Annotated in this window: 17 protein-coding genes; 14 read left to right on the top strand and 3 right to left on the bottom strand. The window is 54.8% G+C overall.

Annotation, left to right across the window (positions count from 1 at the left end; genetic code table 11):
• The 12 genes from ACR0J7_RS11275 (at position 1) to ACR0J7_RS11220 (ending at position 16,676) form a co-directional block, all read left to right on the top strand.
• Complete coding sequence (locus tag ACR0J7_RS11275) at positions 1 to 2,013, top strand: dynamin family protein (protein WP_480870467.1); 2,013 nt, start codon at positions 1 to 3, stop codon at positions 2,011 to 2,013.
• Positions 2,014 to 2,144: 131 nt separating this feature from the next.
• Positions 2,145 to 3,764 (top strand): P-loop NTPase family protein, encoded by a 1,620-nt coding sequence (locus tag ACR0J7_RS11270; protein WP_480899939.1) that lies wholly within the window; start codon positions 2,145 to 2,147, stop codon positions 3,762 to 3,764.
• Between the two features lie 46 nt (positions 3,765 to 3,810).
• On the top strand, positions 3,811 to 4,212 hold the full coding sequence (locus ACR0J7_RS11265) for a hypothetical protein (RefSeq protein ID WP_480898782.1): 402 nt from the start codon (positions 3,811 to 3,813) through the stop codon (positions 4,210 to 4,212).
• Positions 4,213 to 4,235: 23 nt separating this feature from the next.
• The gene (locus ACR0J7_RS11260) at positions 4,236 to 5,102 is read left to right on the top strand and encodes a hypothetical protein (protein WP_480914329.1); all 867 of its coding nucleotides are present in this window, start codon (positions 4,236 to 4,238) and stop codon (positions 5,100 to 5,102) included.
• Positions 5,103 to 5,171: 69 nt separating this feature from the next.
• Positions 5,172 to 7,214 (top strand): dynamin family protein, encoded by a 2,043-nt coding sequence (locus ACR0J7_RS11255; protein WP_480870456.1) that lies wholly within the window; start codon positions 5,172 to 5,174, stop codon positions 7,212 to 7,214.
• Entirely contained in the window at positions 7,211 to 8,497 is a 1,287-nt protein-coding gene (locus ACR0J7_RS11250; protein WP_480870453.1) for a dynamin family protein, read from the top strand. Before ACR0J7_RS11255 ends, ACR0J7_RS11250 begins: the two co-directional genes overlap by 4 nt.
• Positions 8,498 to 8,837: 340 nt before the next feature.
• Entirely contained in the window at positions 8,838 to 11,009 is a 2,172-nt protein-coding gene (locus ACR0J7_RS11245; RefSeq protein ID WP_480914327.1) for a serine/threonine-protein kinase, read from the top strand.
• A 201-nt stretch (positions 11,010 to 11,210) separates the two neighbouring features.
• On the top strand, positions 11,211 to 12,230 hold the full coding sequence (locus tag ACR0J7_RS11240) for an FHA domain-containing protein (RefSeq protein ID WP_480914326.1): 1,020 nt from the start codon (positions 11,211 to 11,213) through the stop codon (positions 12,228 to 12,230).
• Between the two features lie 3 nt (positions 12,231 to 12,233).
• Positions 12,234 to 13,016 carry a PP2C family protein-serine/threonine phosphatase gene (locus ACR0J7_RS11235; RefSeq protein ID WP_267366226.1) on the top strand — a complete coding sequence of 261 codons (783 nt, stop codon included), beginning with the start codon at positions 12,234 to 12,236 and terminating at the stop codon, positions 13,014 to 13,016.
• 21 nt (positions 13,017 to 13,037) lie between these two features.
• A complete protein-coding gene (locus ACR0J7_RS11230; RefSeq protein WP_480773652.1) occupies positions 13,038 to 14,300 on the top strand; it encodes a type 2 periplasmic-binding domain-containing protein in 1,263 nt (420 codons plus the stop codon).
• 43 nt (positions 14,301 to 14,343) lie between these two features.
• The gene (locus ACR0J7_RS11225) at positions 14,344 to 15,450 is read left to right on the top strand and encodes a peptidoglycan-binding protein LysM (RefSeq protein WP_480773651.1); all 1,107 of its coding nucleotides are present in this window, start codon (positions 14,344 to 14,346) and stop codon (positions 15,448 to 15,450) included.
• Between the two features lie 269 nt (positions 15,451 to 15,719).
• Positions 15,720 to 16,676, top strand: a complete 957-nt coding sequence (locus tag ACR0J7_RS11220; protein ID WP_480914324.1) for a glycosyltransferase family 2 protein — start codon at positions 15,720 to 15,722, stop codon at positions 16,674 to 16,676.
• 396 nt (positions 16,677 to 17,072) lie between these two features.
• Here the strand turns inward: ACR0J7_RS11220 and ACR0J7_RS11215 are convergent, their stop codons facing one another.
• From ACR0J7_RS11215 to ACR0J7_RS11205, 3 genes are all read right to left on the bottom strand, one after another.
• Positions 17,073 to 19,286 (bottom strand): NADP-dependent isocitrate dehydrogenase, encoded by a 2,214-nt coding sequence (locus tag ACR0J7_RS11215; RefSeq protein WP_480914322.1) that lies wholly within the window; start codon positions 19,284 to 19,286, stop codon positions 17,073 to 17,075.
• Positions 19,287 to 19,529: 243 nt separating this feature from the next.
• A complete protein-coding gene (locus tag ACR0J7_RS11210) occupies positions 19,530 to 20,588 on the bottom strand; it encodes an ABC transporter ATP-binding protein (RefSeq protein WP_480914320.1) in 1,059 nt (352 codons plus the stop codon).
• On the bottom strand, positions 20,585 to 21,391 hold the full coding sequence (locus ACR0J7_RS11205; protein WP_480914318.1) for an IclR family transcriptional regulator: 807 nt from the start codon (positions 21,389 to 21,391) through the stop codon (positions 20,585 to 20,587). The genes ACR0J7_RS11210 and ACR0J7_RS11205 overlap by 4 nt, the downstream gene beginning before the upstream one ends.
• A gap of 140 nt (positions 21,392 to 21,531) precedes the next feature.
• On the opposite strand from ACR0J7_RS11205, the gene ACR0J7_RS11200 reads away from it, so the two are divergent.
• The gene (locus ACR0J7_RS11200) at positions 21,532 to 22,791 is read left to right on the top strand and encodes an ABC transporter substrate-binding protein (RefSeq protein WP_480914316.1); all 1,260 of its coding nucleotides are present in this window, start codon (positions 21,532 to 21,534) and stop codon (positions 22,789 to 22,791) included.
• Between the two features lie 91 nt (positions 22,792 to 22,882).
• Positions 22,883 to 23,809 (top strand): carbohydrate ABC transporter permease, encoded by a 927-nt coding sequence (locus tag ACR0J7_RS11195; protein WP_480914314.1) that lies wholly within the window; start codon positions 22,883 to 22,885, stop codon positions 23,807 to 23,809.
• Position 23,810: the final 1 nt, after the last annotated feature.

The raw sequence follows: 23,810 nt of genomic DNA, 5'->3' as shown, positions 1-23,810 counted from the left end.
ATGGCGCGCAATGATCACCTGTTGTCTGTAGGCAACGAAGCTCTGGCGCCAATGACTTCGGCAATGTCATCACTGACGGCGCAGATTGATCAATTGACTGAGGTGGCTGATGCGCGCTCCTCGGCACGTCTGGCAACACTCAAGACCCGGATGGAAAACTTCACCGCCAGCATCACCATGGTCGGTCAGGTAAAAGCGGGCAAATCATCGATTGTAAACATTCTTGCGGGGCGCCCATCTTTGCTTCCGTCGGATGTGAACCCGTGGACGTCGGTCGTCACAACCCTGAACATCAACACGCGTCCACCGGGCGATACCAAGGCCAAGTTCACCTTCTTTGAGCAGGAAGAATGGGACAATCTGATGGTCGGGGGTGGCCGGTTGGGCGAATTGGCCAACCGTGCCGGTGCAGATGACGAGATGGAGGACATTCGCCGTCAGATCGGCGAGATGAAAGCAAAGTCGGAAGAGCGTCTTGGAAAGCACTTCGATCTGATACTTGGCCAAAGCCACCAATACGATCACTTCGATGAAGAACTGATCCAAAGGTATGTCTGCCTGGGCGATGAGGACGACCCGGATATCAATCCAAAAACAGGCCGGTTCGCAGATGTGACCAAGTCGGCCGAGTTGTACATGGATATCCCTCAGTACCCGATTGCGCTGAAGCTTTGTGATACGCCGGGTGTCAACGATACCTTCATGGTGCGTGAACAGATTACCCTGCGCAGCCTGCGCGGGTCCGAAGTCTGTGTTGTGGTGCTTGCCGCAAGCCAGGCCCTGACCACCATGGACATGGCCTTGATGCGGATCATCGCCCAATTTGAGAACCGCCAGATTGTCCTGTTTGTGAACCGGATTGACGAGTTGTCAGACCCGGTCAATCAAGTCCCCGAAATCCGCGACCGGATTCTGGACACTCTGAAACAGAACAACATCGACGCAAAGACAAGTGTCGTGTTCGGCAGTGCCTTGTGGGCCGAGGCAGCACTGACCGGGAACCCCGAGATTCTGAACGAGGAATCCCGCGAAGCACTCAATACATTTTACCTCGCTGCCGGGTTCGGTGATCAGGCCCCCTCGCTGGATAAAATCTGGGCATTGTCCGGTTTGCCTGACCTGCTGCTGGCGATAAACGAGCGTATTGCAGAAGGTGCCGGAGCGCGGCTGATGGATCGGGTTCGCCATCGCGCCCGCAACATCGCCAGCCAGATTCGTGCCACCGCCGTGGCAAAGACTCTGTCAGAGGGTGAAGGCGTTGCGCGTGATCTTGACGGTGTTTCTCCGGAAGATGCAATTGCGAAAGTTTCTGCTGAATATGAAAAGAAAGCAGCCGAACTGACCAATGCATTACGTGACAAAGTATTGGAGCGCCTGAACTCAGCCGAGGCGAATTTTGTGAAGCGCGCCACGGATTCTCTGATCGCGCACCTTGAAAAGAATGGCGAGCAAGGCACTTGGCAATACGACCCTGCTGGATTGAGGACTTTGCAAAAAGCCGCTTATTTCAGTTTTGCCCGCGCAATGCGTAAGGATGCTGGCGCGCTCTACTCAACTGCGGCTGCAGATGTCGAAGCGTTGTATCACAAAATTCTTGGCAACCACCTGGGCGAATTCAGCATCGAAGCACCTATCGTGCCGCGCGTTCCACCACCATTGGGGATTGGCCGGACGATCGCTCTGGACCTGCAAAGTACCTGGTGGCGACGCTGGTGGCAAAAGCGCAAAGGCTTTGAAGCATACGCTGCCGATTACACACGCCTGATCGCGTCCGAGGCGAATTCGATCACCAAGGATATCGAGGAAAACCAGATTGCGGCCGTGTTGGAAAACGTCCGCGCTATTCTGGCGGATTTCATGCGGGAACAGAAGGAAACGTTGCTGAGCATCTCATCATCAGCAGACAAAAACTCCGGCCAGACCTCGGCAGCGATGGCGGGCCTGCAACCTCAGAAATCGCGAGACGAGATTCTGGGTGACATCCTGAAAGACCTAAGCAACGAAGCGGCATAAGTAGAAAAATGGCAAAAGATTCACAAACACGCTTTGTTTCACCGAAAGCATGGGAACGTATCGAGCAGTGGTCCCGCCGCAAACCGGTTTTCGCTTTGATGGGTGAATTCAGCGCTGGCAAATCCACACTGATGAACTTTTTACTGCGAACGCAAACCTTGCCAACGCAGGTTACTGCAACCCAGTTACCACCGGTCTGGTTTAGCTGGGGCAGTGAAAAACCATATATCAAGCGACATGACGGAAGCGTTGAGCCAATCGAACTGGATCAGCTTGAGACTGTTGGCGTCAACGACGCGCAGTTCATTCGTATCTTCCTTGAGGCAGACATTTTGGAAGCCGTCGATCTGATCGACACCCCCGGCATCTCGGACCCCAAAATCTCGACAGATGTCTGGCAGCGCGCAGTCGGGCAGGCAAACGGCGTCATTTGGTGCACCCATGCGACGCAAGCCTGGCGCGAAACCGAACGTGCAACGTGGGTTTCGCTGCCGGACCGCTTGCAACACAACTCGCTGCTGTTGGTGACGCGGGCGGATGCACTAAACCTTAAAGACCGTCAAAAGGTTCTGCGACGTGTCAATCGCGAAGCCGGACATCTGTTCAACCGGTCCATTTTGTTTTCCGCCCGGGATGCGATCAATGCCCGCGACAAGACTGGCGACGCCGAAATGTGGTCGCGCAGCGGTGGCGGCAAGATGATCGACAGTTTTCTGGAAATCACAGAACAGATCATGGACAATCGCGCCGATCAGCTGGCGCGGTACCAGATCGACAAAAGCCAGTCCGGCGCATTCAAGGTTCAACCACTGCGCCCCGCCCGCAAACCAGACGACCGAGAGGCACTGGCGGACGGCATCGAAGCTACTCCTTTGCGGCTGGTCAATCCGCTGGAAAACGAACAGCAACCAGAAGCCGACGATCATAATGTCGTAACAAGCTTCCCCATCCGGCCAGCCCGTGTAGAGCGACGCGTTGACGAAGGCGAACGGGTTCGGATCAACCCGGAAGACGCTGAACGGCTGCGGGCAGAAATGGTATCAGACACCGAGCAGATGCCTGAGGAAACCGATACCAGCGACGAGTTGCGTGCCTTCTTCAAGGACACCTCAAGCGATCCTCTTGAGTTGAAGAATGTCGCCGGTCTGGAAGAAGACGTGGACGAGTTCGACCTGTCCGGTGAATTCGGTGCTGCCGATAATGCTGACGACCTGCTGGGTGACGCTCCTGATGCTGAAACGGGCGACAAGCCCGTTGATGACGTGCTGACCTCGTTGAACACGACTCTGCGTGAAGCCGCGGCCGAAGCGGACGAAGTCGAAGTTTTCACGCCGGAAGTTGAATCGCGTGATGATCGGGGTATCGAAGTCTCGGTATCCTCCATTGCGGCTCTGATGGCCGCTCAGCCCGAGAACAACGCCGAGGATTACGAACCTGAGCCTGAGACAAACGGCTTGATAGAAGTCGTAGCCTCAGTCGAGGAAGACGCCCGCGATATCCGCCACGATGCGCACATCGATCTTCCAGAATCCGCAGCCGGGTCGCCGCTTAGCGCGTCGGATATGTGGCGGGAAATTACAATCAAGGAGGACCTGCCAAAGGACGCAGTCGGGCTTCAGAATGTATTCAAAGCCTTTCTTGCCGAATTTGACCAGATCGCAGTTGAATATAGTGCGAAACAGTCCAGACACCCCCCGCAAGCCATTCCAAAAACGAAAGAAAACAGCAATGCAGAATGGCATGTTTTATAAGGATGCCTTAATCAAGGCGCTGAAAAGAAGGACGATAAAGAGTTAAATGTCCATTCAGGATGCATTGAACACCGCGATTGAAACGATACCCGACTGCATTGCAGCCGGGTATATCGACATGGAGACCGGCATGCTTTTGGGCAGCAGTGTCTCTGATTCTGATTGCGCTGAATCGCTGGAGACTTTGGCAATAGCAGTGGCCAATCTGTTTCAGGGGCGGGGTGTCGCTGCATTTGAAGCGCTCTTGCACGAGGCCGGAAACACTGATGAGGAAAACGCCGGGTTTGGGGAAATCGCGGTATTTTCAAAAGACCGGTTGAACATCTTTTTGCGGACCAAGGAATATCCTGATCATGTGGTCTGCTATATCTGCCGCAACAGCACGAATGTAGGGCTGGCGCTCACGAAATCGCATCTCAGTCTCAAGCCGGTTGCGGCCGCAGTCTGAACGGGACCAGAGGGGGTCACGGTATGATGGACACAGACATTCTCGACATGCTCGAAGATATCGGGCGGTCTTCGGTTGCCCGCCTGTCTCCGACGGTGATTGTCCCCGGTGAAACTGCTACAGCCCGTCGGGCGGCTGTGTTGCGTTTCATTCGCGGAACGATATTGCCCAGACGACTGGAGCTGACCGCGGCCAACGGAAGCTGCCTGAAAATCGAAGTAAACAGCTCCCGGATCACGGATGTGTTTCAGGTGCCGTCCGGGCAGATCCCCGATTTCGAAACGGAATCACGTACCGCGCTGGTCGACAAACTGGCCCAACTGATTTCTGACATTTCAGCCGCCCCTGCCCCACTGGAACTGATGTCTGGAAAGCCAGCCTCGACGCTGGAGGCTGATGATGTTGGTATTACGCTGAGTGAGATCGAGAACGCCTGCGCCGGAATTGAGCTTTCCTCTGAGCCCATTGTGTCTGTCGTTCCGGACGTTGAAAAACCTTCAGACAACAGCCCTGCCCCGGCAGCAGGGTCGGGCAATTCGTTGGCGCAACAGTTTTTTGACGGGGCTGCACGCTTTGCCACAGGTCGTGTTCTTGTGGACAGTATGGAAAACACTGCACTGGTTTGCGAAGGAACCTGTAAACCTTCCGAGGGAATGCACGCCAATAAAGAGATTTTGACACGTTTTGTTTCAGATCTTGCTGGTTGGAACAACGACACCCGGGACGAATTCGAAGGCCCACATCTGATCGTCATGCGGCCATCGGGTGGTAAGGGTGCGGGCATGGCTGTTCTGAGCGACAACGAACAGATTGCTGTGGCCATTCATGATGCCCGCAAACTTGGTGCGGTAATCAATCTTTGGAAATCTTTGGAGGAGGCTGAGGAATGACCGCCCCCAAAGCATTCAAATTTTCGACTAATTCAATGCGTTGTTTTTTTGTAGTCAGGGTAAAGAGTAATGAGTGAAACACATCGCCGCGAGCTTATTCGCATCGCAGAAGACATGAATGGGACAAGCAATGATGAAACGCGTCAGTTCATATCGCGCATCATTGGTGATCTGGGGAAACTGAAACCGTCAGTTGCCTTCGTCGGGCAAATCAAAGCAGGAAAGTCGCGCTTGATCAACGGCTTCACCGGTCAGGCAGAATACCTGCCGTCGGACGTGAACCCGTGGACGACCGTGATCACCGACATGCATTTCGGGCACCCGAACGGTCGAACCGAAGGGGCCGAGTTCCATTTCTTCGACAACTACCAGTGGCAATCACTGATCGCTGAAGGCGAAGAATTGCGCAACATGTTCCCGGATGACGAGGACAGCTACAAGCGCGAGATGATCGAAGAGCAGGTCGAAGCCATGAAGACCCGGGCGCGTCGGCGACTGGGGGACAGTTATGAACAGCTGTTGGGTCAACACCACGATCTGGATCAACTGACATCCGATGATCTGGCGCGTTACGTGTGCGCCGGGGACGACCCTGCGGAAGATGGAACAATTGACCCCGGCAGTGATCGGGGACTTTACAGCGACATCACGCGCAAGGCCGAGGTCTATTTCGACATCGGACATTTCCCATTCCCTCTGACCGTCACTGATACGCCCGGAGTAAATGACCCCCTGCTGATCCGTGAGGAGATTTCGCGTCAGTATCTCAAGGAATCCGATTTCTTTGTGGTGGTTCTGTCAGCGCATCAGGCGTTGTCGCGTGCGGACCTGAAACTGTTCAGGCTGATGCAGGCATTGGAACTTGGACAGATCGTTGTCTTCATCAACCGAGTCGATGAATTGGGCGGCGGGGCCGATGATGCGGCAAAGGTGCGTCTGGATGTTGTAGACGGGCTCGAAAAAGCGTTGGGTACTTCGAATATCGATGTCCTGATGGGCAGCGCACAATGGGCGCACTATGCGCTGACCGGCGATGAAACCGGTGTGAACCACGATCATATTTTGGCGTGGTTGCGGGCGCACCCGGAACAGATGCAACAATACCTGAACGGTGTGGCCGAGATCAAACAAGGACCGGGCCCCATCAGCCGCGAGGCTGTACTACGGTTTGCCGCGATGATTGCGTCAGGCTTGCCGGACTTGCGCCGCCATGTCACTCAGGCGTTGGCGGACGGGCCGATAAACGAACAGCTTCGGATGGCGTGGCAGCATCTCGACAGCTTCGCGCGTGGCGATTTGGAGCGGTCCCAGGTACATCTTCGTGCCCTGAAAGATGAAGGCAGCGCGGGTGCACACACCGCTGAGGACAGCGACAAGACGCTGAGCGATCTGCGCAAACTGATTGCGGATAAATCGCAAGACATTGTCAAGGACATGGACGAAGTTCTTTCAAACCTGCGTGGGGTCATGGACGACACGGTCTCTGAATCCGTCTTTGTTGTGGTGCGCGGACCTGAAGGACAATCCCCATTGCTTGCCAAAGGCGGCGCTACCGAGTTGAATTTCACCCCTTTACGCGAACACATGCGCGAGCTGGTTCAAGGCGCATCGCAAGTGGTGCGGCAACGCATGTTGAGCGAGCTTTACGCGATCGACATGCAATGCAACGCCGCTTTGCGGGCACTGCCAGGGTGGCAGGAACCAGTCGATAATCGCATGAACACAAGTGCAGTGCGTTGGTTCCGCCCGGACACCACCGCCCTGACCCGTGGCATTACGGTTGAGCTGCGTGTAAACTGGTTGTCGCGCCTGATATCGCGCAACAGTGTTGTGACGCGGGCCGAGCGCATGATCGTGCAGGAATTCGAACTGATTGGCGATGACCTGATCGACACAACGCGTGAAAACCTTCTGGACCGGTTGAAAACTGTTCTGGATCATTACTTGGCCCTGTTGGCAGGCCATCTTGAGCACCGTTCCGGAGCGGGTGAGTTGAATGCTCAGGCGGAAGCACAAGCTGCGTTCGAACGGGCGCGCCGTATTGCTGACGAGTTGGATGGTGTCTTTGGAACAAGCAACGTGGACGAACGACAAGCAGAGGCTGCGGAATGATTGAGTTTCCCGGAACCGAACAGGAAGTGCGCCAGCTGGAGCGTTTTCTGACAACGACAGAAAAACTGTCGTCGGACCCGAAATTGGAAGATATGCGCGCACGGGCCCTGGCCCACGCCGAGCGCCTGTCCAACGCGGTCAACATCGGTTTCGCCGGAGAGTTCGGGGCGGGCAAGTCAAGCCTTGCGAACATGCTGGCAGGGGCGGATATCCTTCCAACCGGTCCGCAGCACCTGAAGCTGCCACTTGTCATCGTTGCCTACGCGGATACGCCAGAGACGACAGTCGGCTGGTGGAACAAGGAGCCAAAGACATATTCTGGCATAGCACTGGAAAAGGCCGCTGCGGATGAGCCTGACTTTATTTCGGTTGGATTGAACACACCTGCTCTCAAAGAGATATCACTGTTCGATCTTCCCGGCTCTGGCGCATTGGATGATACATACAAACAGACACTGGACCTGCTGAAATTCGTCGACTGTGCCATCTGGTGTACCAACGGCACAAGCGCATGGCGTGAAACAGAACGGCATTTGTGGGCGCAGGTGCCGCCCGAGCTAAGAGCCAACAGCCTGCTGGCAGTTACACATGCTGATTTGCCCCCGGTGCAGGCAGCTCTGGATCGGGTACTGGCTCGATTGAACAAAGAAAAAGAAGGACTGTTTCGCGCTGTGGTCCCAATTGGCACGCCCGTCGCGGTGCGCGCCATGGCACAAGAGCCGGAACCAGATTTTGATCTTTGGGAAAACTGTGGCGGCCAAGAACTCGCGGAAAAGGTCCTTGATGCGGCGTCTGACCGGCGGCGCAGTGACCTTGACGCTGCCCGGAAGGATCTGAAGCACGAGTTTCTGCCATTCCTGGAAACATTGAATGGGCCAGAGCCGGAACCTTCCGTCAACGATGCTGCGTCAATGCAGTCAACGCTCGGGTCTGCCCTTCCGCCACTGAACAACCCCATTCTTGAAGACTGGTTGGCTGCCATTGCCAGCATTTATGAAGATCTGCGTGACACCACTGCCATTGAACCCGCAGCTTTTTTGCAAAGCTGCCAGGAAATCGTCGAAGATTTCGCGGAACGGCTGGACCAAGGTGGCGAGATCGATCCGGATGCTGACTGGATTCCGGCCGAATTCGAAAAAGCGACTGACTTGTTGTTGTTGCTTCAGTTTGAAAGCGGAGATGCGCCTTTGAAAGACGCAATCAGCATACTTGTACAGCTTGGTGACAACCTTGCATGGGCTGGCAGTACCGTCGCCGCGGCACAATCCAAAACCGGTACCTAGCACTTTCCATCAGGATTGAAGCGCTGTTCAGCGATTCGAAGGGCCGAAGAATCGGCCCTTTATTGTTTCGAATTCGTAGACCAAGAGACCGATTTGGGGTCGTCAGTTTTCATTTATTCCACCCCGTTAATCAATATATTGTGCTATTGCTTCGCACTAGCACCGTATATGCCATATTCGAAAAAACGATCCTTAGTGAAGCCATCAGGCGGCCCCATTAAAGTCAAATTTGAAACGTCTAACCGTTCTCAAGTGTCCTGCGGTTGTTTTTGGTTGTGAGTTCGTGGGCTGCCGGCCCTGTTTAATTAAGCCGCAAAATGAGTAGAACGGGCGGATTAAAATGAGCCACAACCAGGCTGTCGGTGCAACGCACGACGAACCAAAAATTGAAGGACTGCAACCGGGCGCAAAGCTGTTGCGCGGGCAGTATGAGATCCTCCGATATCTCAGCAACGGCGGATTTGGGATCACCTATTTAGCACGCGACAGCCTGGAGCGTGATGTCGTGATCAAGGAATGTTTCCCCGGTGCGTTGTGCCGTCGCAACGGGGACTTGGTTGAGCCGAACGACCCGTCCTACAAGGATGATTTGCGCGCCATTATCGACCTGTTTATTCAGGAAGCCCGCAATCATGCGCGTCTGGTGCATCCGAACATCGTCGACGTTCATCAGGTGTTCGAAGACAACGATACCGCCTATATCGCTATGGATCTGATCCGAGGTTGCGACCTGCTGGACTATGTTGAGAATCCGGAAAACGACGGTGGTCCTGACTTTATCGTGCAAGTCACGGAAAAGATGCTGTCCGCGGTGTCGTTCATCCACCAAAGCGGGATGCTGCACCGTGACATTTCACCCGATAACATCCTGATTGACGAAAACGGAAACCCGGTCCTGATCGACTTCGGTGCCGCGCGTGAGCAAGCCGCAAACAAGTCGGCCGCATTGTTGACCCTGCGCGTCATAAAAGACGGATATTCGCCGCACGAGTTTTACGTCCGTGGTGCCGAACAAGGGCCCAGCAGTGACCTCTATGTCTTGGCCGCGACTCTGTATCACGCAATCAGTGGTGAACGCCCGGTAGACGGCCAGAGCCGCCTGAATGCATTCAACAACGGGCAAGACGACCCTTATACCCCATTGGCAGGCCGCTTTGACGGATACCCCAACGGATTCCTCGAAGCAATCGACAAGGCAATGGAAGTACACGCAACGGACCGGTTGCAGACAGCCCTAGATTGGCTGCGCATGTTCCGCGGCCCTGGCGTGATGTTTGATACATTCGCCTATCGCCCGGTTTCCGTGATTGTCGGCATGGATCGCAAGGACAAGGAAGAAGAAAAGGCGCGGATCAAGGCCGAAAGTGAAAATGCCGAAGCGGTTGTGACGGCTCTGCTTGCCGGGAACTCGGACATTGTTCGGGAAAACGAAAAAAAGAATGAACCCGAGATGGCCAAGATTTCTGCAAAAGCGGAAACACCGGTCGCAGTTGATACCGTGGTTCAGAGCGGATCCGGTGGCAGCGGCAAGATGATCGCTGGTGCAGCAGTGCTTGTGGCAGCGTTGGCCGCAGGCGGTTTCTTCGTGATGTCCGGCGACAAAGGTGAAGAACAAGCCGAGGTTACGACGACGCTGCCTGAAGCAACCACACAAACTGCCGAAGCAGAACCGCCCGCGGTGGAAGAACCCTTGGCCGAAACACCTGAACCCGACGTCACGGTCGCTTCAGAGCAACAACCTGAACCAGATGAGCCTGTCGAGCAGGCGCAAGTTGAACCTGCGGAACCAACCGCTTCAGAAACAGCGTCCGAAGCTACCGAGACTGCCGGTGCCCAGGAACAACCTGCAGAACAAGAGGTTGCGGCCGTTGTGGACGAACCCAAAACCGATGCCGCTTCCGGCACTCCGGTCGAACAACAGGTATCTTTCCACCATTGGGATGTTGAAATCCCCTTCCAGACGTCCCGCCGCCGGACCGCAACAGGTGCAACTATTGCGGTTACCGGTGTGGACGCCAATCAGGACATGAACGTTATCGGCGAATGGGTGGAACCCGGAGTTGTGATCTTTACTCTGAACGGCAACCCGGTTCGTCAGGACATCTCTTTCGCGGCGCAAGTCCTGGACAAGCTAAGCGTCGACCCAGACGGCTTTACACGGGTTGCAGCCCGCTACCGGCCGCTTGGAAAGACCCGCGCGCAGAATGGCCTGCTGGCACTGCCTGTTCTGCGCTCGGTCGGATTGGAGAACGGTTACTCGTTCACAGTCAGCAGCTCGGGAGGTGAAGGGTGGCAAACAAAAGTAAGCTCGGTTCCAGCCGAGGCGACAGGCAGCTTGCAAAAAGGCGATGTTCTGTTGAGCGAAAGCCAGACCAACATGACATTGAATACGTCCGAAAGCCTTGATGGCATGCTGGCTGCGCTGGTTTCCGACAGTCAGCCAGAGGCAAAGCTGACCGTATTGCGCAACGGTGCTGAGGTAGCTGCGACCATGCAGTTAGCGCAGGAGTGATCTGACCGGTTCAATTTTGATCTGCCAGTGTGTGTTTACTGAGGGTGGCTTTAAGTTTGCCGCCCGGCGGGAACCGGCCCGCCGCAGAGAGTACCAGTTTCCATGTTTTCAATTGAGTGTCTCTGCGTTGTTCCACGCAGGGTTAGGTAGCAGCCCCATGGCACAAAAGGTCCGTGCCAACAATTCGAAGGTGTCGACACCATGTTCAAATACAAAAGCCCTCTGAGCCGGCTTCTCGAAGGTGCCGGCAAATCCAAAGAAGATGATGTTGCTGAAAACGCTCATGCAGCTGACAGCGCGGCACCTGAAACCGAAAAGCAGGAGCCTATCGCAGACTTCAACGCGCTGCGTGCCGCACTGGCCGGTGGAAACATGACGTCTGAATCCTATGAGGAAACAGACGAGCTTATCCCTGAAGAGAAAATGCCGGAATTCGACGAAGTTGCGGCGGAGAACACGGAAGAGCCGGTTGAAGTGTCCATCTTCGTTGAAGATGCAACTGACGAGGACGACCAAGATACCAAGAACTTGATGGCCGACCCCGACGATGACGAGGATATCTCGGACGATCAAATCATCACTTTGCATGTAGCAGACGAGCTTGCCGAAACACCGGATGAAGTTGCGCCGCCTCTGGATGTAGCTGAAATGAGCGCGCCGGAAACGGTGGAAGCTGAGGTTGCAGCCCCGTCCGTGCAAGAACCGGCAGTGGTGGAAGAGGGTGCCGTACAGGCTCAACCCACGCCTGCCGCCCCAGCCGAGGACCGTCGCTCGCGGGTCAAAACAACGTTCCTTGGGTTTGAGCGTGCGGACACGCATGTTCAGGAATTGATCGAAACATCAGAACCCGTCTCAAAAACCGAAGCCGCTCAGGAAACATTCCCGGTTGGTTGGCTGGTGGTGACGGCAGGTCCCGGACGGGGCGCAAGCATCACCCTGAACGAAGGCCTGATGCAAATCGGCCGAAACGATGACCAGGCGATCCAATTGGATTTCGGCGACACGGGCATTTCACGTTCGAACCACGCCGTTATTGCTTATGACCCGGAAGATCGGAAATGCTATCTGGGGCATGGCGGTAAGGCCAACCTTGTTCGCCTGAATGGTAAACCCGTTCTGAGCACAATCGCACTCTCCAGCGGTGATCTGATCCGCATCAGTGAAACATCAATCCGATTTATGGCCTTCTGCGATGAAGGTTTTGATTGGCGGGATTCCTGATAGATGCTGGCGACTCCGGCATATGATGTTGCGCTGATCCTGAACCAGGGTCAGCGGGAAACGCAGGAAGACGCGATTGCTGCGCGCATGTTCGACGCATCGGACGCGGGCTATATCGCGATTGCTGACGGTATGGGTGGCCACGAGGCGGGCGAAGTGGCTTCGGAAATGGTGATTGCCGCTTGGCGGAACGCGCTGGATACCGAGCTAGAGGCCGATACCTTGAATGAAGGCGCCGCAATTGACGCGCTGCCATTGGCAGCCATGCAAGCCAATGCAGCGATATCCGACCATAACGAGGCACAGGGCCAGGGTTTCAACATGGGCTCCACCTTGTTGGGTGTCCTCTTTCTGGGTCAGCGTGTGTTCAGGATTTCGATCGGAGACAGCCCCCTTTACCTGTTCCGCGAAGGCAAGTTGACACAGGTGAACGAAGACCACTCGATGGCCCCCGTGATCGACGCAAAACTGGCCGCTGGTGAGCTTTCGGAAGCTGAAGCACGGGGATTGGACAGGAACCAACTGACGTCGGTGATCATGGGGGGTGCTATTCCAAAAGTGGATTGCCCTGAAGACCCGCTGATCGTGTCTCCGGCTGATATTCTGATCCTTGGCAGCGACGGGCTTCAATATCTTAGCGACGCTGAGATTCAGGATGTTCTGCGCCTGCATCAGCAGGAGCTAGCACAGGAAATCGCCGAAGCCTTGCAATTGGCAGTGCAGGCCAAGGGCGATCCCGATCAGGACAATCTGTCGATCGCAGTCGCAAAACTTACGAGAAAATAACCAGGCAAAGCAACAGGACCCATGAGAAAACACCTATTCATATCAAGCCTTGCCCTAGCCGCCGCCACAGGCGCGGCGTCAGCGCAAGAGGCATGTTCAAACTACGAGATTCAGCGTGGCGATAGTCTGCGGGAATTGGCAATCCGAGTTTACGCAACCGAAGATTATCGGCCAATCTACGATGCGAACAGGGATGTTATCGGCACAAATCCCAATATCATTCGTGTCGGCGATGTTTTGAAATTGCCTTGCCTGGAAGATGTCGGGCGCGCGCCCGAGTTGCCCGACACCGAAGCAGGACGCCTCGCGGCTGAAATGGCCTCAGAACTGGTAAAAGCGGCAGAAGAACGCGCGGAGAAAGCCGTGGCCGAAGCGGAAGCCCGTGTCGCGGCAGCGGAAGCTGAGGCAAAGAAGGCAAGTGAAGATGCAGTCGTCGCTGCACGGGCCGCTGCCAAAGAAGAGATTGAGGCAGCCCGCTCGGAAGCCGCCGCACTGATCAGAAATGCTAACGCTGAAACGCGCCCGGAAATTCGTGATCGTCAGTTGCTGTTGATTACCGGTGGGAACTACGCTCCGTTTACGGACGAAGCGTTGCCCAACCGGGGGCTTTACACGCATCTGGTTGAGACAGCGATGCTGCGTGCCGCTCCGGAACAAGCGTATAAAATTCAGTTTGTGAACGATTGGTCGTCGCATCTGGATCTCTTGATGCCAACACTTGCATTTGACGGCACCTTCCCCTGGTCACGCCCAAATTGCGAAGATGCAGCAGCGTTGTCGGAAAGTGACCGCAATCGTTGTGAGACCTACAATTTCTCAAACCCGTTCTATGAAGTCGTGGATACATTCTTTGCGCGCGATGGATCGGGGTACGAGCAGACGCTGACCTATGCCGACTTTGCCGGGACAACAATTTGCCGCCCGGAAGGCTGGTCGCTTTCACATATGGACGCGGTAAGTCTTTACGAACCCGTCATCAAGCTGATGCGGCCAACATCGCCTGATGATTGCTTTCATGCTGTGATGGACGGAACTGCCGATATCGTGGCAATCGAAGCGCATCTGGCAGAGGAAGCCATCGCTCGGCTTGGCTATAAACACCGGATTATCGAAAACCCCAACCTGGCGGCGATCAAGTCGCTTAATGTCATGACCCATAAAGATAATCCTGATGGGGAAGCGATCTTAGAGACGCTGAATCAGGGTCTGGCAATCATGCAGCAGTCAGGCGAATGGCGCGATATCGTGTCGACCGCCCTGCGTCACCAAATGGAAAATGGATAAGGCCCCGTCTGGCCTGACAAACAAAAGTCTGGAGGAAGTGGAAATGTTTAACGAGAAAATTAAGGAACTGGCGCTGTCGGCAACTGCCATCACAGCTCTGAGCGCGGGAGCCGCCGCTGCACAGGAAGCGTGCACGAACTATACAGTGCAAGATGGTGACACATTGGCAACCATCGCCATCGCCGCCTATGGCACTTCGAACTACCAGCCGATCTTCAACGCGAACAGGAACGCGATCACAAACCCGGGGGCTCTTAATCCTGGGCTGGTGCTGGCCCTGCCCTGTGAAGACGGTAGCCTGCCGAACGGCCAAAGCGCGCAGGAAATCATCGCTGCTGAAGAACAGCGCGCGGCCAGCGTAAAGCGGTCGAATGTCTATGCGCCGCCGATCAAAATGGTGGCTGGTAACGGCTGGGAACCGTTCACAACCGAAACACTGAATGGCGGGGGCATCATGACTCGTCTGGCAACGACCAGCCTTCAGCGGGCAGGAAACAGCCGTGAGTATTCAGTCAGCTTTGTCGACGACTGGAGTTCGCATCTGGATACACTGTTGCCGCTTGGTGCCTTTGATATTTCAATTGCATGGACCGTTCCTGATTGTACCAACCGTACATACGAATGGTCCCCTGAAACCGAAGCTCGCTGCACTCAATTTGTAGCTTCGGTCCCGGTTTACGATATCGTCGGCGGCTTCTTCACACTGCCGGAAAGCGAATACGCAAGCGCGACCAGCTTCAAGGACCTGGAAGGCTCGACCATTTGCCGTATGGCAGGCTGGAGCATGGTTGTTCTGGAAGAGCAGGGACTGAACCGCGAGAACACGACTGTGGTTCAGCCCAGCTCGGCCCGTGATTGCCTTGACGCTGTATTGACCGGAACCGCAGATGTTGCGGCATTCGAAGTTGATCTGTTCGCATCGACAATGAAAGACATGGGTTTGACTTCGGCTGACATCGTTGAGAACCCCTATGTGTCCACACTGTCGTCGATGAGCTTCCTTGCGCATCGCACCAACCCGTTCGCGCGCGAATACATCGCTATGATGAACAAGGGTCTGATCGAAATGCGTCAATCCGGTGAATGGTACGCGATCATCTCGGATACGCTGCGTGAGCAAAACGCAAAGTTGAACGCAGCTTCGAACTGATCCCTCGGTTCAGCTGAAACTTTGGGGCCGGTTCTTGAACCGGCCCCCTTTTGCTGAATTATCGGCGCGATTCAATCGGATGCCAAAATTCGGCCATTTATCTGCTTCAGAAATACCTCATACGCGCAGCATCTTGAGAACAAAGTGCAATCATCCTTCAAGTGACACGTCCGAGCGAGCAAGAGTGACATATGATACAGGGTGCCTTGAATATCCGAAGTGGATCTCTGACACGGGCGTCGTGGCCGGGTTTGGAAATTGCTGTTATCTTGCCCTGTTACAATGAAGCCGTTGCCATTGGTGAAACAGTCAAGCAGTTCCGCGCCGCCCTGCCGGAGGCGGTAATTTACGTATTCGACAACAATTCCACGGACGGCTCGGCGAGAGTGGCGCAAGAAGCTGGCGCGCTGGTCTACTCTGAAACATATCAGGGCAAAGGTAACGTTGTCCGCAGGATGTTTGCTGACGTGGTTGCGGATGTCTACGTCATGGCAGACGGGGATGCGACCTACGACAGTATGGCAGCACCTGAAATGATCAATCTGCTGGTCTCGCAAAACCTTGATATGGTCAATGGCGCACGGGTGAACAACGACATTCAAGCCTATCGACGGGGTCATAAGTTTGGAAACGCCTTGTTCAGCGGGCTGGTGAAATTCTTCTTTAACAGCAAAATCAACGACCTGCTGTCCGGTTATCGTGTTTTCAGCAGACGCTTTGTCAAAAGCTTTCCGGCGGTTTCCAACGGGTTCGAGATTGAAACTGAACTTACAGTGCACGCGATGCAGATGCGCATGCCGATTGGAGAAGTTGAGACAAAATACGTCTCACGGCTTCCGGATTCGAACTCAAAACTGGCCACCTATTCAGATGGGTGGCGAATTCTCAAGATGATTGGCCTTTTGATCAAAGACGAAAAGCCAATCGCGTTCTTCTTGTCTTTGGCATTGTTGATATTCTTACCTTCGCTTCTCGTATTCGCATCGGTTTTCCGCGAGTTTTTGGAAACAGGGTTGGTTGACCGAATTCCGTCTTTGGTTGTCGCAGTATCCGGTTTTGTCGGAACCATGCTGTCAATCGTGTGCGCGCTGATCCTTGAGTCTCTGGCGCTTGCCCGGCGAGAGGCGCGTCGCCTGTCTTATCTGCGACACAAAGGTGTTGCGATGTACGGAACGAACAGAACAAAGGCGCCGATTGCCAACCCAGAACCCCGGCGCGTTGGCTAAAACCCAGTCTCCAGGCTTCCTCTTTGCGTAAACACAAGATTGTGTTCGTGTTCAACCAGGGTTGAACTGTTTGGCCGTCCAGAAAATCCTGAGAACCAAAATGCAAATGACCAGCACCCCAAATGCTGGTCATTCTCTGAGTGAGTGATAAGGCCCTGAGGCATCACCAGTGAAATTCTCTGTTATCCAAGGTTTAAAGCAGTCAGCGCTGCCGTGCTATTAGGGGAATCCCGTAAGTGCAAACAAATTCATTGTAAAGCATTGTAAATGCTTAATACTTTTCTCTACCCTACTTTCTTTTACATTGCCCGCGATACAAAAAAGGGACCGCACAATTGTGCCGGTCCCTTTCTGCTTTTTGAACAGGCAAAGGATCACCTGTTTTGCCGTTAGCGATTAGCCGATGATTGTGTTCAACGTTGTGCTGGGCCGCATAACCGCCGCCGTTTTGGCTGGGTCCGTGTGATAGTAGCCGCCCAAATCCGCAGCTTGACCTTGAGCTGCGGCCAACTCTGACAGGATCTGCACTTCGTTGGCGGCCAGCTCCTTGGCCAGTGACGCAAACTCGGCAGCCAGTTCCGCATCTTTGGATTGGGTGGCTAAAGCCTCTGCCCAATAGCGTGCAAACCAATAGTGGCTGTCGCGGTTGTCCGGCTGACCAACTTTTCGGCTGGGTGAGCGGTTGTTGTCCAGAATACCCTGCGTCGCTGCTTCGGCCGCTGTACCCAGAATGCCCGCTTTTTCGTTGCCTTTGGTATCAGCAAGGAAGTTCAGCGATTCACCCAACGCACAGAACTCACCCATCGAGTCCCAGCGCAGATGGTTTTCCTCGACCAACTGCTGCACGTGTTTGGGCGCCGAACCACCGGCACCGGTTTCGAACAATCCGCCACCGTTCATCAGTTTGACGATGGAGAGCATCTTGGCCGAAGTACCAAGCTCCAGGATCGGGAACAGGTCAGTCAGATAGTCCCGCAGCACGTTGCCTGTGATGGCAATCGAGTCGTTACCAGCGGTGATCGTCTCCAACGACTGACGGGTCGCTTCACGCGGGGCCATGATCAGAAACTTGTCGGCCACGCCAGCAGCCTCAAGCGCCGGTTTGACATATTTGATAAGCTCCGCGTCATGGGCCCGGTTTGCGTCCAACCAGAAAATCGCCTCGGAGCCGGTCAGACGCTGACGGTCCATGGCCAGCTGAATCCAGTTCTCGATCGGCGCTTTTTTGACAGTGCAGGCGCGCCAGATATCGCCGGCCTCGACACTGTGGCTGTGCAACGTTTCGCCATTGGCCAGAACGATGCGGATCGTACCATCGGCCGGCGCCTCGAAAGTTGTCGGGTGCGAACCGTATTCCTCGGCTTTCTGAGCCATCAGGCCCACATTCGCCACGGCTCCGGCCGTGGACGGGTTCAACGCGCCGTTGGCCTTGAAGAACTTGATGGCCTCATCATAGACGGTCGCGTAGCACCGATCTGGGATCACACAGTTGGTGTCACCTTTGGCACCCGTCTGGTCCCAGCCCTTGCCCCCGGCACGGATCACTGCAGGCATTGAGGCATCAATGATTACATCCGATGGGACATGCAGGTTCGTGATCCCGCGGTCCGAATCCACCATATACATGGACGGCCGGTCCGCCTTGAGCGCGTCGATGGCAGCCATGATGTCGGCGTGACCCTGTACGCGCTCCAGCAATGCACCCAGGCCTGAATTTGGGTTCACACCCAACGCATCCAGTTCCGCGCCGAATTTTTCAAACACGGGGGCCAGCCACGCTTTGACCGCATAGCCAAAGATGATCGGGTCTGAAACCTTCATCATCGTGGCTTTCATATGCAGCGAGAACATGGTCCCGTCTTTTTTGGTATCCTCAATGGCATCTGCAAGGAACGCAGACAGTGCCTTGACCGACATGAAAGTCGCGTCGGCTATGGTTCCTTCTTCCAGCGACCAGCCGTCTTTCAGAACGGTGACGTCACCATCCTTGCCCACAAATTCAATTTTAGCATCGCCTGCTTGTGCTGCGGTAATGGTGGCCGAAATCTCGTTTGCATAGAAATCATTGGCCGGCATGGACGACACTTTGGTCTTGCTGTCCGACGCCCAATCGCCCATCGAATGCGGGTTGTTCTGAGCATAGTTTTTCACGGCACGCGCCGCACGGCGGTCACTGTTCCCTTCACGCAGAACCGGGTTAACAGCGGAACCTTTGATCGTGTCATAACGGGCGCGGATCGCCTTTTCCTCATCCGTTGCAGGCTCTGCCGGGTAAGTCGGAATGTCGTAACCCTGCGATTGCAGTTCTTCGATGGCCGCAACCAACTGAGGAACCGAGGCAGAGATATTTGGCAGCTTGATGACATTGGCATCAGGTGTCTTCACCAACTCGCCCAAATCAGCCAGATCGTCACTTACACGCTGATCGTCGGTAAGGTTCTCGGGGAATGCTGCCAAAATGCGTCCCGCAAGGGAAATATCTTTGGTGCCAACGCGAACGCCCGCAGCAGATGCGAACTTGCGAATGATGGGCAGGAACGAGGCGCTGGCCAGTTCTGGCGCTTCGTCTACAATGGTATACAATATGTCGAAGTTCGATTTATCTGCCATATTCTTTTACCTTTTTTAAGCCTTTCGGGGCGTGCGATCCAAGAGTTGCAACCACAATTGCGTGGCGTGAGAGGGGCTAAACCACGATACAGCCCCTGGGTGACTCTGTTTTGACAGGGCTTCCCTTAAATCACGTTTGACTTGGAATCAATCGCATCTGCCCGCGCGTTTTGCCACGGGTCAGATAAAGTGTCGTGTAACTCTTGGGACGGGTAAGACTGCCCGTGGGCTGGAAGGTCGTGACTAACGATACCGTTGCCCGGTCTCTGGATCAAAAAACATCACACGATCTGGCTGTATGGCGATGCCGACCCGATCCCCGGTTCTGCTTCGTTGATCGTCCCGTTCCTCAATGATCAGCTTATCACCATTTGGCGTCCGTAGATATGAATAGGAAACACCGCCCAAGGCTTCGGTCAGGTCCACGGTGCAAGTATCGGCCGAACGGTCAATCTGAATATGTTCGGGCCGCATGCCCAATGTCACCTTGGTCCGGCCGGAGGGGATAGTCGCAGAAACGGGCAACGGCTTGCCTAGCGCGGGATGGGAGACATGGCCATCCCCATAGTCACATTCCAGAAAGTTCATTGCAGGCGAACCGATGAAGCCTGCGACAAACCGGTTGTCGGGATCACGGTACAATTCCATCGGAGCCCCAACTTGTTCAATGCGACCATCCCGCAGCACGACGATCTTGTCGGCCATGGTCATGGCTTCGACCTGATCATGGGTCACGTAAATCATTGTCGCGCCGATTTCCTGATGAAGGCGCGCGATCTCAACACGCATTTCCACGCGCAACTCGGCGTCCAGATTGGACAAGGGTTCGTCAAACAGGAAAACGTCGGGGCCGCGAACGATGGCACGGCCAATCGCAACCCGCTGCCGTTGACCACCCGACAGAGCCTTGGGTTTGCGTTTGAGATACTGGTCAAGCTTCAGAATGTTCGAGGCTTCCTGCACTTTTCTGGTGATCTCGGCCTTTGGGACACCGTTCATGCGAAGCCCAAAGCCCATATTCTCCGCCACGGTCATATGCGGATAAAGCGCATAGGTCTGGAACACCATCGCCACACCACGTTTGGCCGGATCCATATGGGTTACGTCCCGCGCCCCAATGTGAATCTCGCCTTCCGACGTTTCTTCCAAACCCGCGATCATCCGAAGCAATGTGGATTTGCCACATCCCGAAGGGCCAACGAAAACACAGAACTCACCATCTTCGATCTGCAAGTCGATGCCGTGAATGACTTGCGTCTGGCCGTACCGCTTGATTGCCTGATTCAGGGTTACACCTGTCATGTCGCTTGCTTCCTGTCATTGCCGAGGTCTGGTCGCGTTTCAGGGAAACGCCATGCCTGTGCCTCGGTGCTGATTTGTTCAGCCACCCGCCGCACACGAGGCACCCATGCCTCGAGTTGTTCAAAATCCATTCGTTGAGTCGAGCCGGTTACCGAGATTGCGCCTAGGACCCGACCGCTTGTTGTCAGAATGGGGCAGGCAACGCAGATAATTCCGGGTTCATGTTCTTCGTCATCAACGGCAAAACCCTTGCTGCGAATTCGATCAAGATCGGTGCGCAGATCATTGTCCGACGTCAGGGTCTTGTCGGTAAAGCGGTGAAAACTCTGCTGCGAAATTGCCCGGTTAAGGTCACTTTCATTCAGAAATGCAAGCATCGCCTTGCCGACGCCCGTGCAGTAGGCCGGGCCCACCTTACCCGCCTGAGAATACATCTCGATCGGTTGCGCTGCGTTGCGTTTATCAACGTATAGAACCTGACCTGCATCGAGCTGCGCCAAATGCACGGTCTCGCCGGTTTCCTGGCTTAGAATATCGAGAAACGGACGTGCGATAGGGGCCAGTGAGCTTTGGGTCCAAGCTGCATGCGCAAGCCTTACCAAACGCATACCCGGAGCGTAGGTTTGGCGCTCGGGGTCGTAACATAGCATTCCCTGATTGGTTAATGATTGCAAAAACCGATACAGTGTTGCTTTCGGGAAATCGCTGTCGTCCAGCAATTCCGAAAATCGCACAGGGCGCTGAAATGCGGCGACCTGATCCAGCACGTCACATGCTTTGCCAATAGTTCCGTCACCTGACACGAGCGTCCGTTCTCCTCCGCTTGCCCATCGCAGTTCGCACGAGGGTCTTGACAAGACTAACCGAGTCGATGTGTAGTTTTCAATATATAAAACTAGGTTTCATTATTTGAAACTTGCGTGGAGACAACAGGGAGGAAACCATGTATTCCACTTTCAAGCGCACAACCGCTGCGCTGGCACTTGGCGTTGCTATGGCGGCACCGGCGGCTGCTGACCTGACCGGAGAGCTTCGGATATTCCTGGACACGTCTAACCCGGCCCCGCGCGCAACGATGGAAGCGATGATCGAACGGTTTGCAGCGCAGCACCCCGGCCTAGAGATCGAAACCACGGTTATCGACCGCGAAGCGTATAAGACCCAGATCCGCAACTTTCTGACGGCTGACACACCTGACGTGGCCACTTGGTACGCCGCCAACCGTATGAAGCCGTATGTCGAGGCTGGCCTGTTTGAAGACGTATCAGACCTGTGGGCCGAGCCCGAAATTGCCGAGAACCTGGCATCAACCAAAGGCGCGATGACCATCGATGGCAAACAATGGGGCGTCCCCTACACTTACTACCAGTGGGGCGTTTACTATCGTAAAGATATCTTTGACGAATTAGGCCTCAGCGAACCGACCACTTGGGAAGAAGAGCTGGCAAATTGCCAGAAGATCGTCGATTCAGGCCGTGCTTGCTATACCATTGGCACCAAATTTCTTTGGACCGCTGGCGGTTGGTTTGACTACCTGAACATGCGCACCAACGGGTTCGACTTCCACAATCAACTGGCCAACGGCGAAATCAGCTGGGAAGATGACCGGGTCAAGCAGACCTTTGCAAACTGGAAGCAGTTGATCGACATGGGGGCTTTCATTGACAACCATCAGACCTACAGCTGGCAGGAGGCTTTGCCGTTCATGGTCAATGGAGAAGCCGCAGCGTATCTGATGGGAAATTTTGCAGTCGCACCTTTGCGTGAAGCAGGGCTGACAGATGATCAGCTGGATTTCTACCAATTCGTGTCAATCAACCCTGATGTCGAATTGGCTGAAGACGCGCCGACCGATACGTTCCACATCCCGGCGAACGCCTCGAACAAAGAAGCCGCACGAGAGTTCCTGCGCTTTGTTGTCTCGTCGGATGAACAGACCGAGATCAACAACGGATCGAACCTCGGTCAGTTGCCGGTGAACGCGCAATCCTCAGTAGACGATGACAAATTCCTGCAGCAGGGCTTTTCGATGCTCTCGACCAACAGCCCCGGCGGAGTGGCTCAGTTCTGGGACCGCGACGCACCGGCTGAAATGGCCAAAGTGTCAATGGAAGGTTTCCAGGAATTCATGGTTAAACCAGACAATGCTGACCGTATTCTGGCCAAGCTGGAACGCGCGCGAGAGCGTATCTACGACAACTAATCAGGCTTGGGCCGGGCTCGGGCCCGGCCTACCTCGCCACAGAATGTAAGGTGGTTTCAACCCGCCTTACCCAAACAAACCCAGGACACCCATGACCACTGCCGCTAACGCCCCTGATCAGGAGAACTGGTTCCACAGAAACCAACAACGCATTGCCCCGTGGCTATTCATTGCTCCGGGCCTGCTGTTCTTCATGGTCTATGTGATCATTCCGGTCTTCCAGTCCTTCAACCTGTCACTGTACGAGTGGGATGGGTTGGGTGCCGCCGAATATGTCGGCATGCGTAACTATGAAGATTTGTATTGGGAATGGGTTGACCGGGACGCATTCTATATCTCGCTCAAGAACAACCTGATCTGGCTGATCCTGTATCTTCTGGCCATTCCGGCGGGCCTTTTCATCGCTTTGTTTCTGAACCAGACGGTCTGGGGTATCCGCCTTTACAAATCGCTGTTTTTCTTTCCATTTGTCATCTCTCAGGTTGTTGTTGGCCTTGTATTCACGTGGTTTTATGACCCGACATTTGGTCTTCTGAATGAGTTTCTCGGCTTATTTGGAATAGGCCCCTTGAATGTGTTGGGCGACGAACGTTTGGTCACCTACGGCATCATCGTCGCGGGCCTTTGGCCGCAAACCGCCTATTGCATGATCCTCTACCTCACCGGTCTGAATGCCGTCGACCCCGAACAGATCGAAGCCGGACGCCTGGACGGTGCCAAAGGCTTGAGAATGCTGTGGCACATCATTCTGCCACAGTTGCGCCCGGCCACTTTCATAGCATTCGTCGTGACAATCATCGGGGCGCTCCGCAGTTTCGACCTGATTTCGATCATGACACAGGGCGGGCCATTCGGATCATCCCGAGTGCTGGCCTATTACATGTTCGAGGTCGCACTGTCTGAGTACGGTTTCCGCATGGGGTATGGCGCGGCTATCGCTGTGGTACTGTTCCTGATCATGCTCGGCTTCATCGCTTATTTCCTCTGGTCGATGTATCGCGAAGAACGGGGGCACTGAG

The sequence above is a fragment of the Ruegeria sp. O4 genome (genome assembly GCF_056535125.1).
The sequence above is the reverse complement of the archived record's forward strand: the minus strand, read 5'-3'. Positions and strand labels throughout refer to the sequence as shown.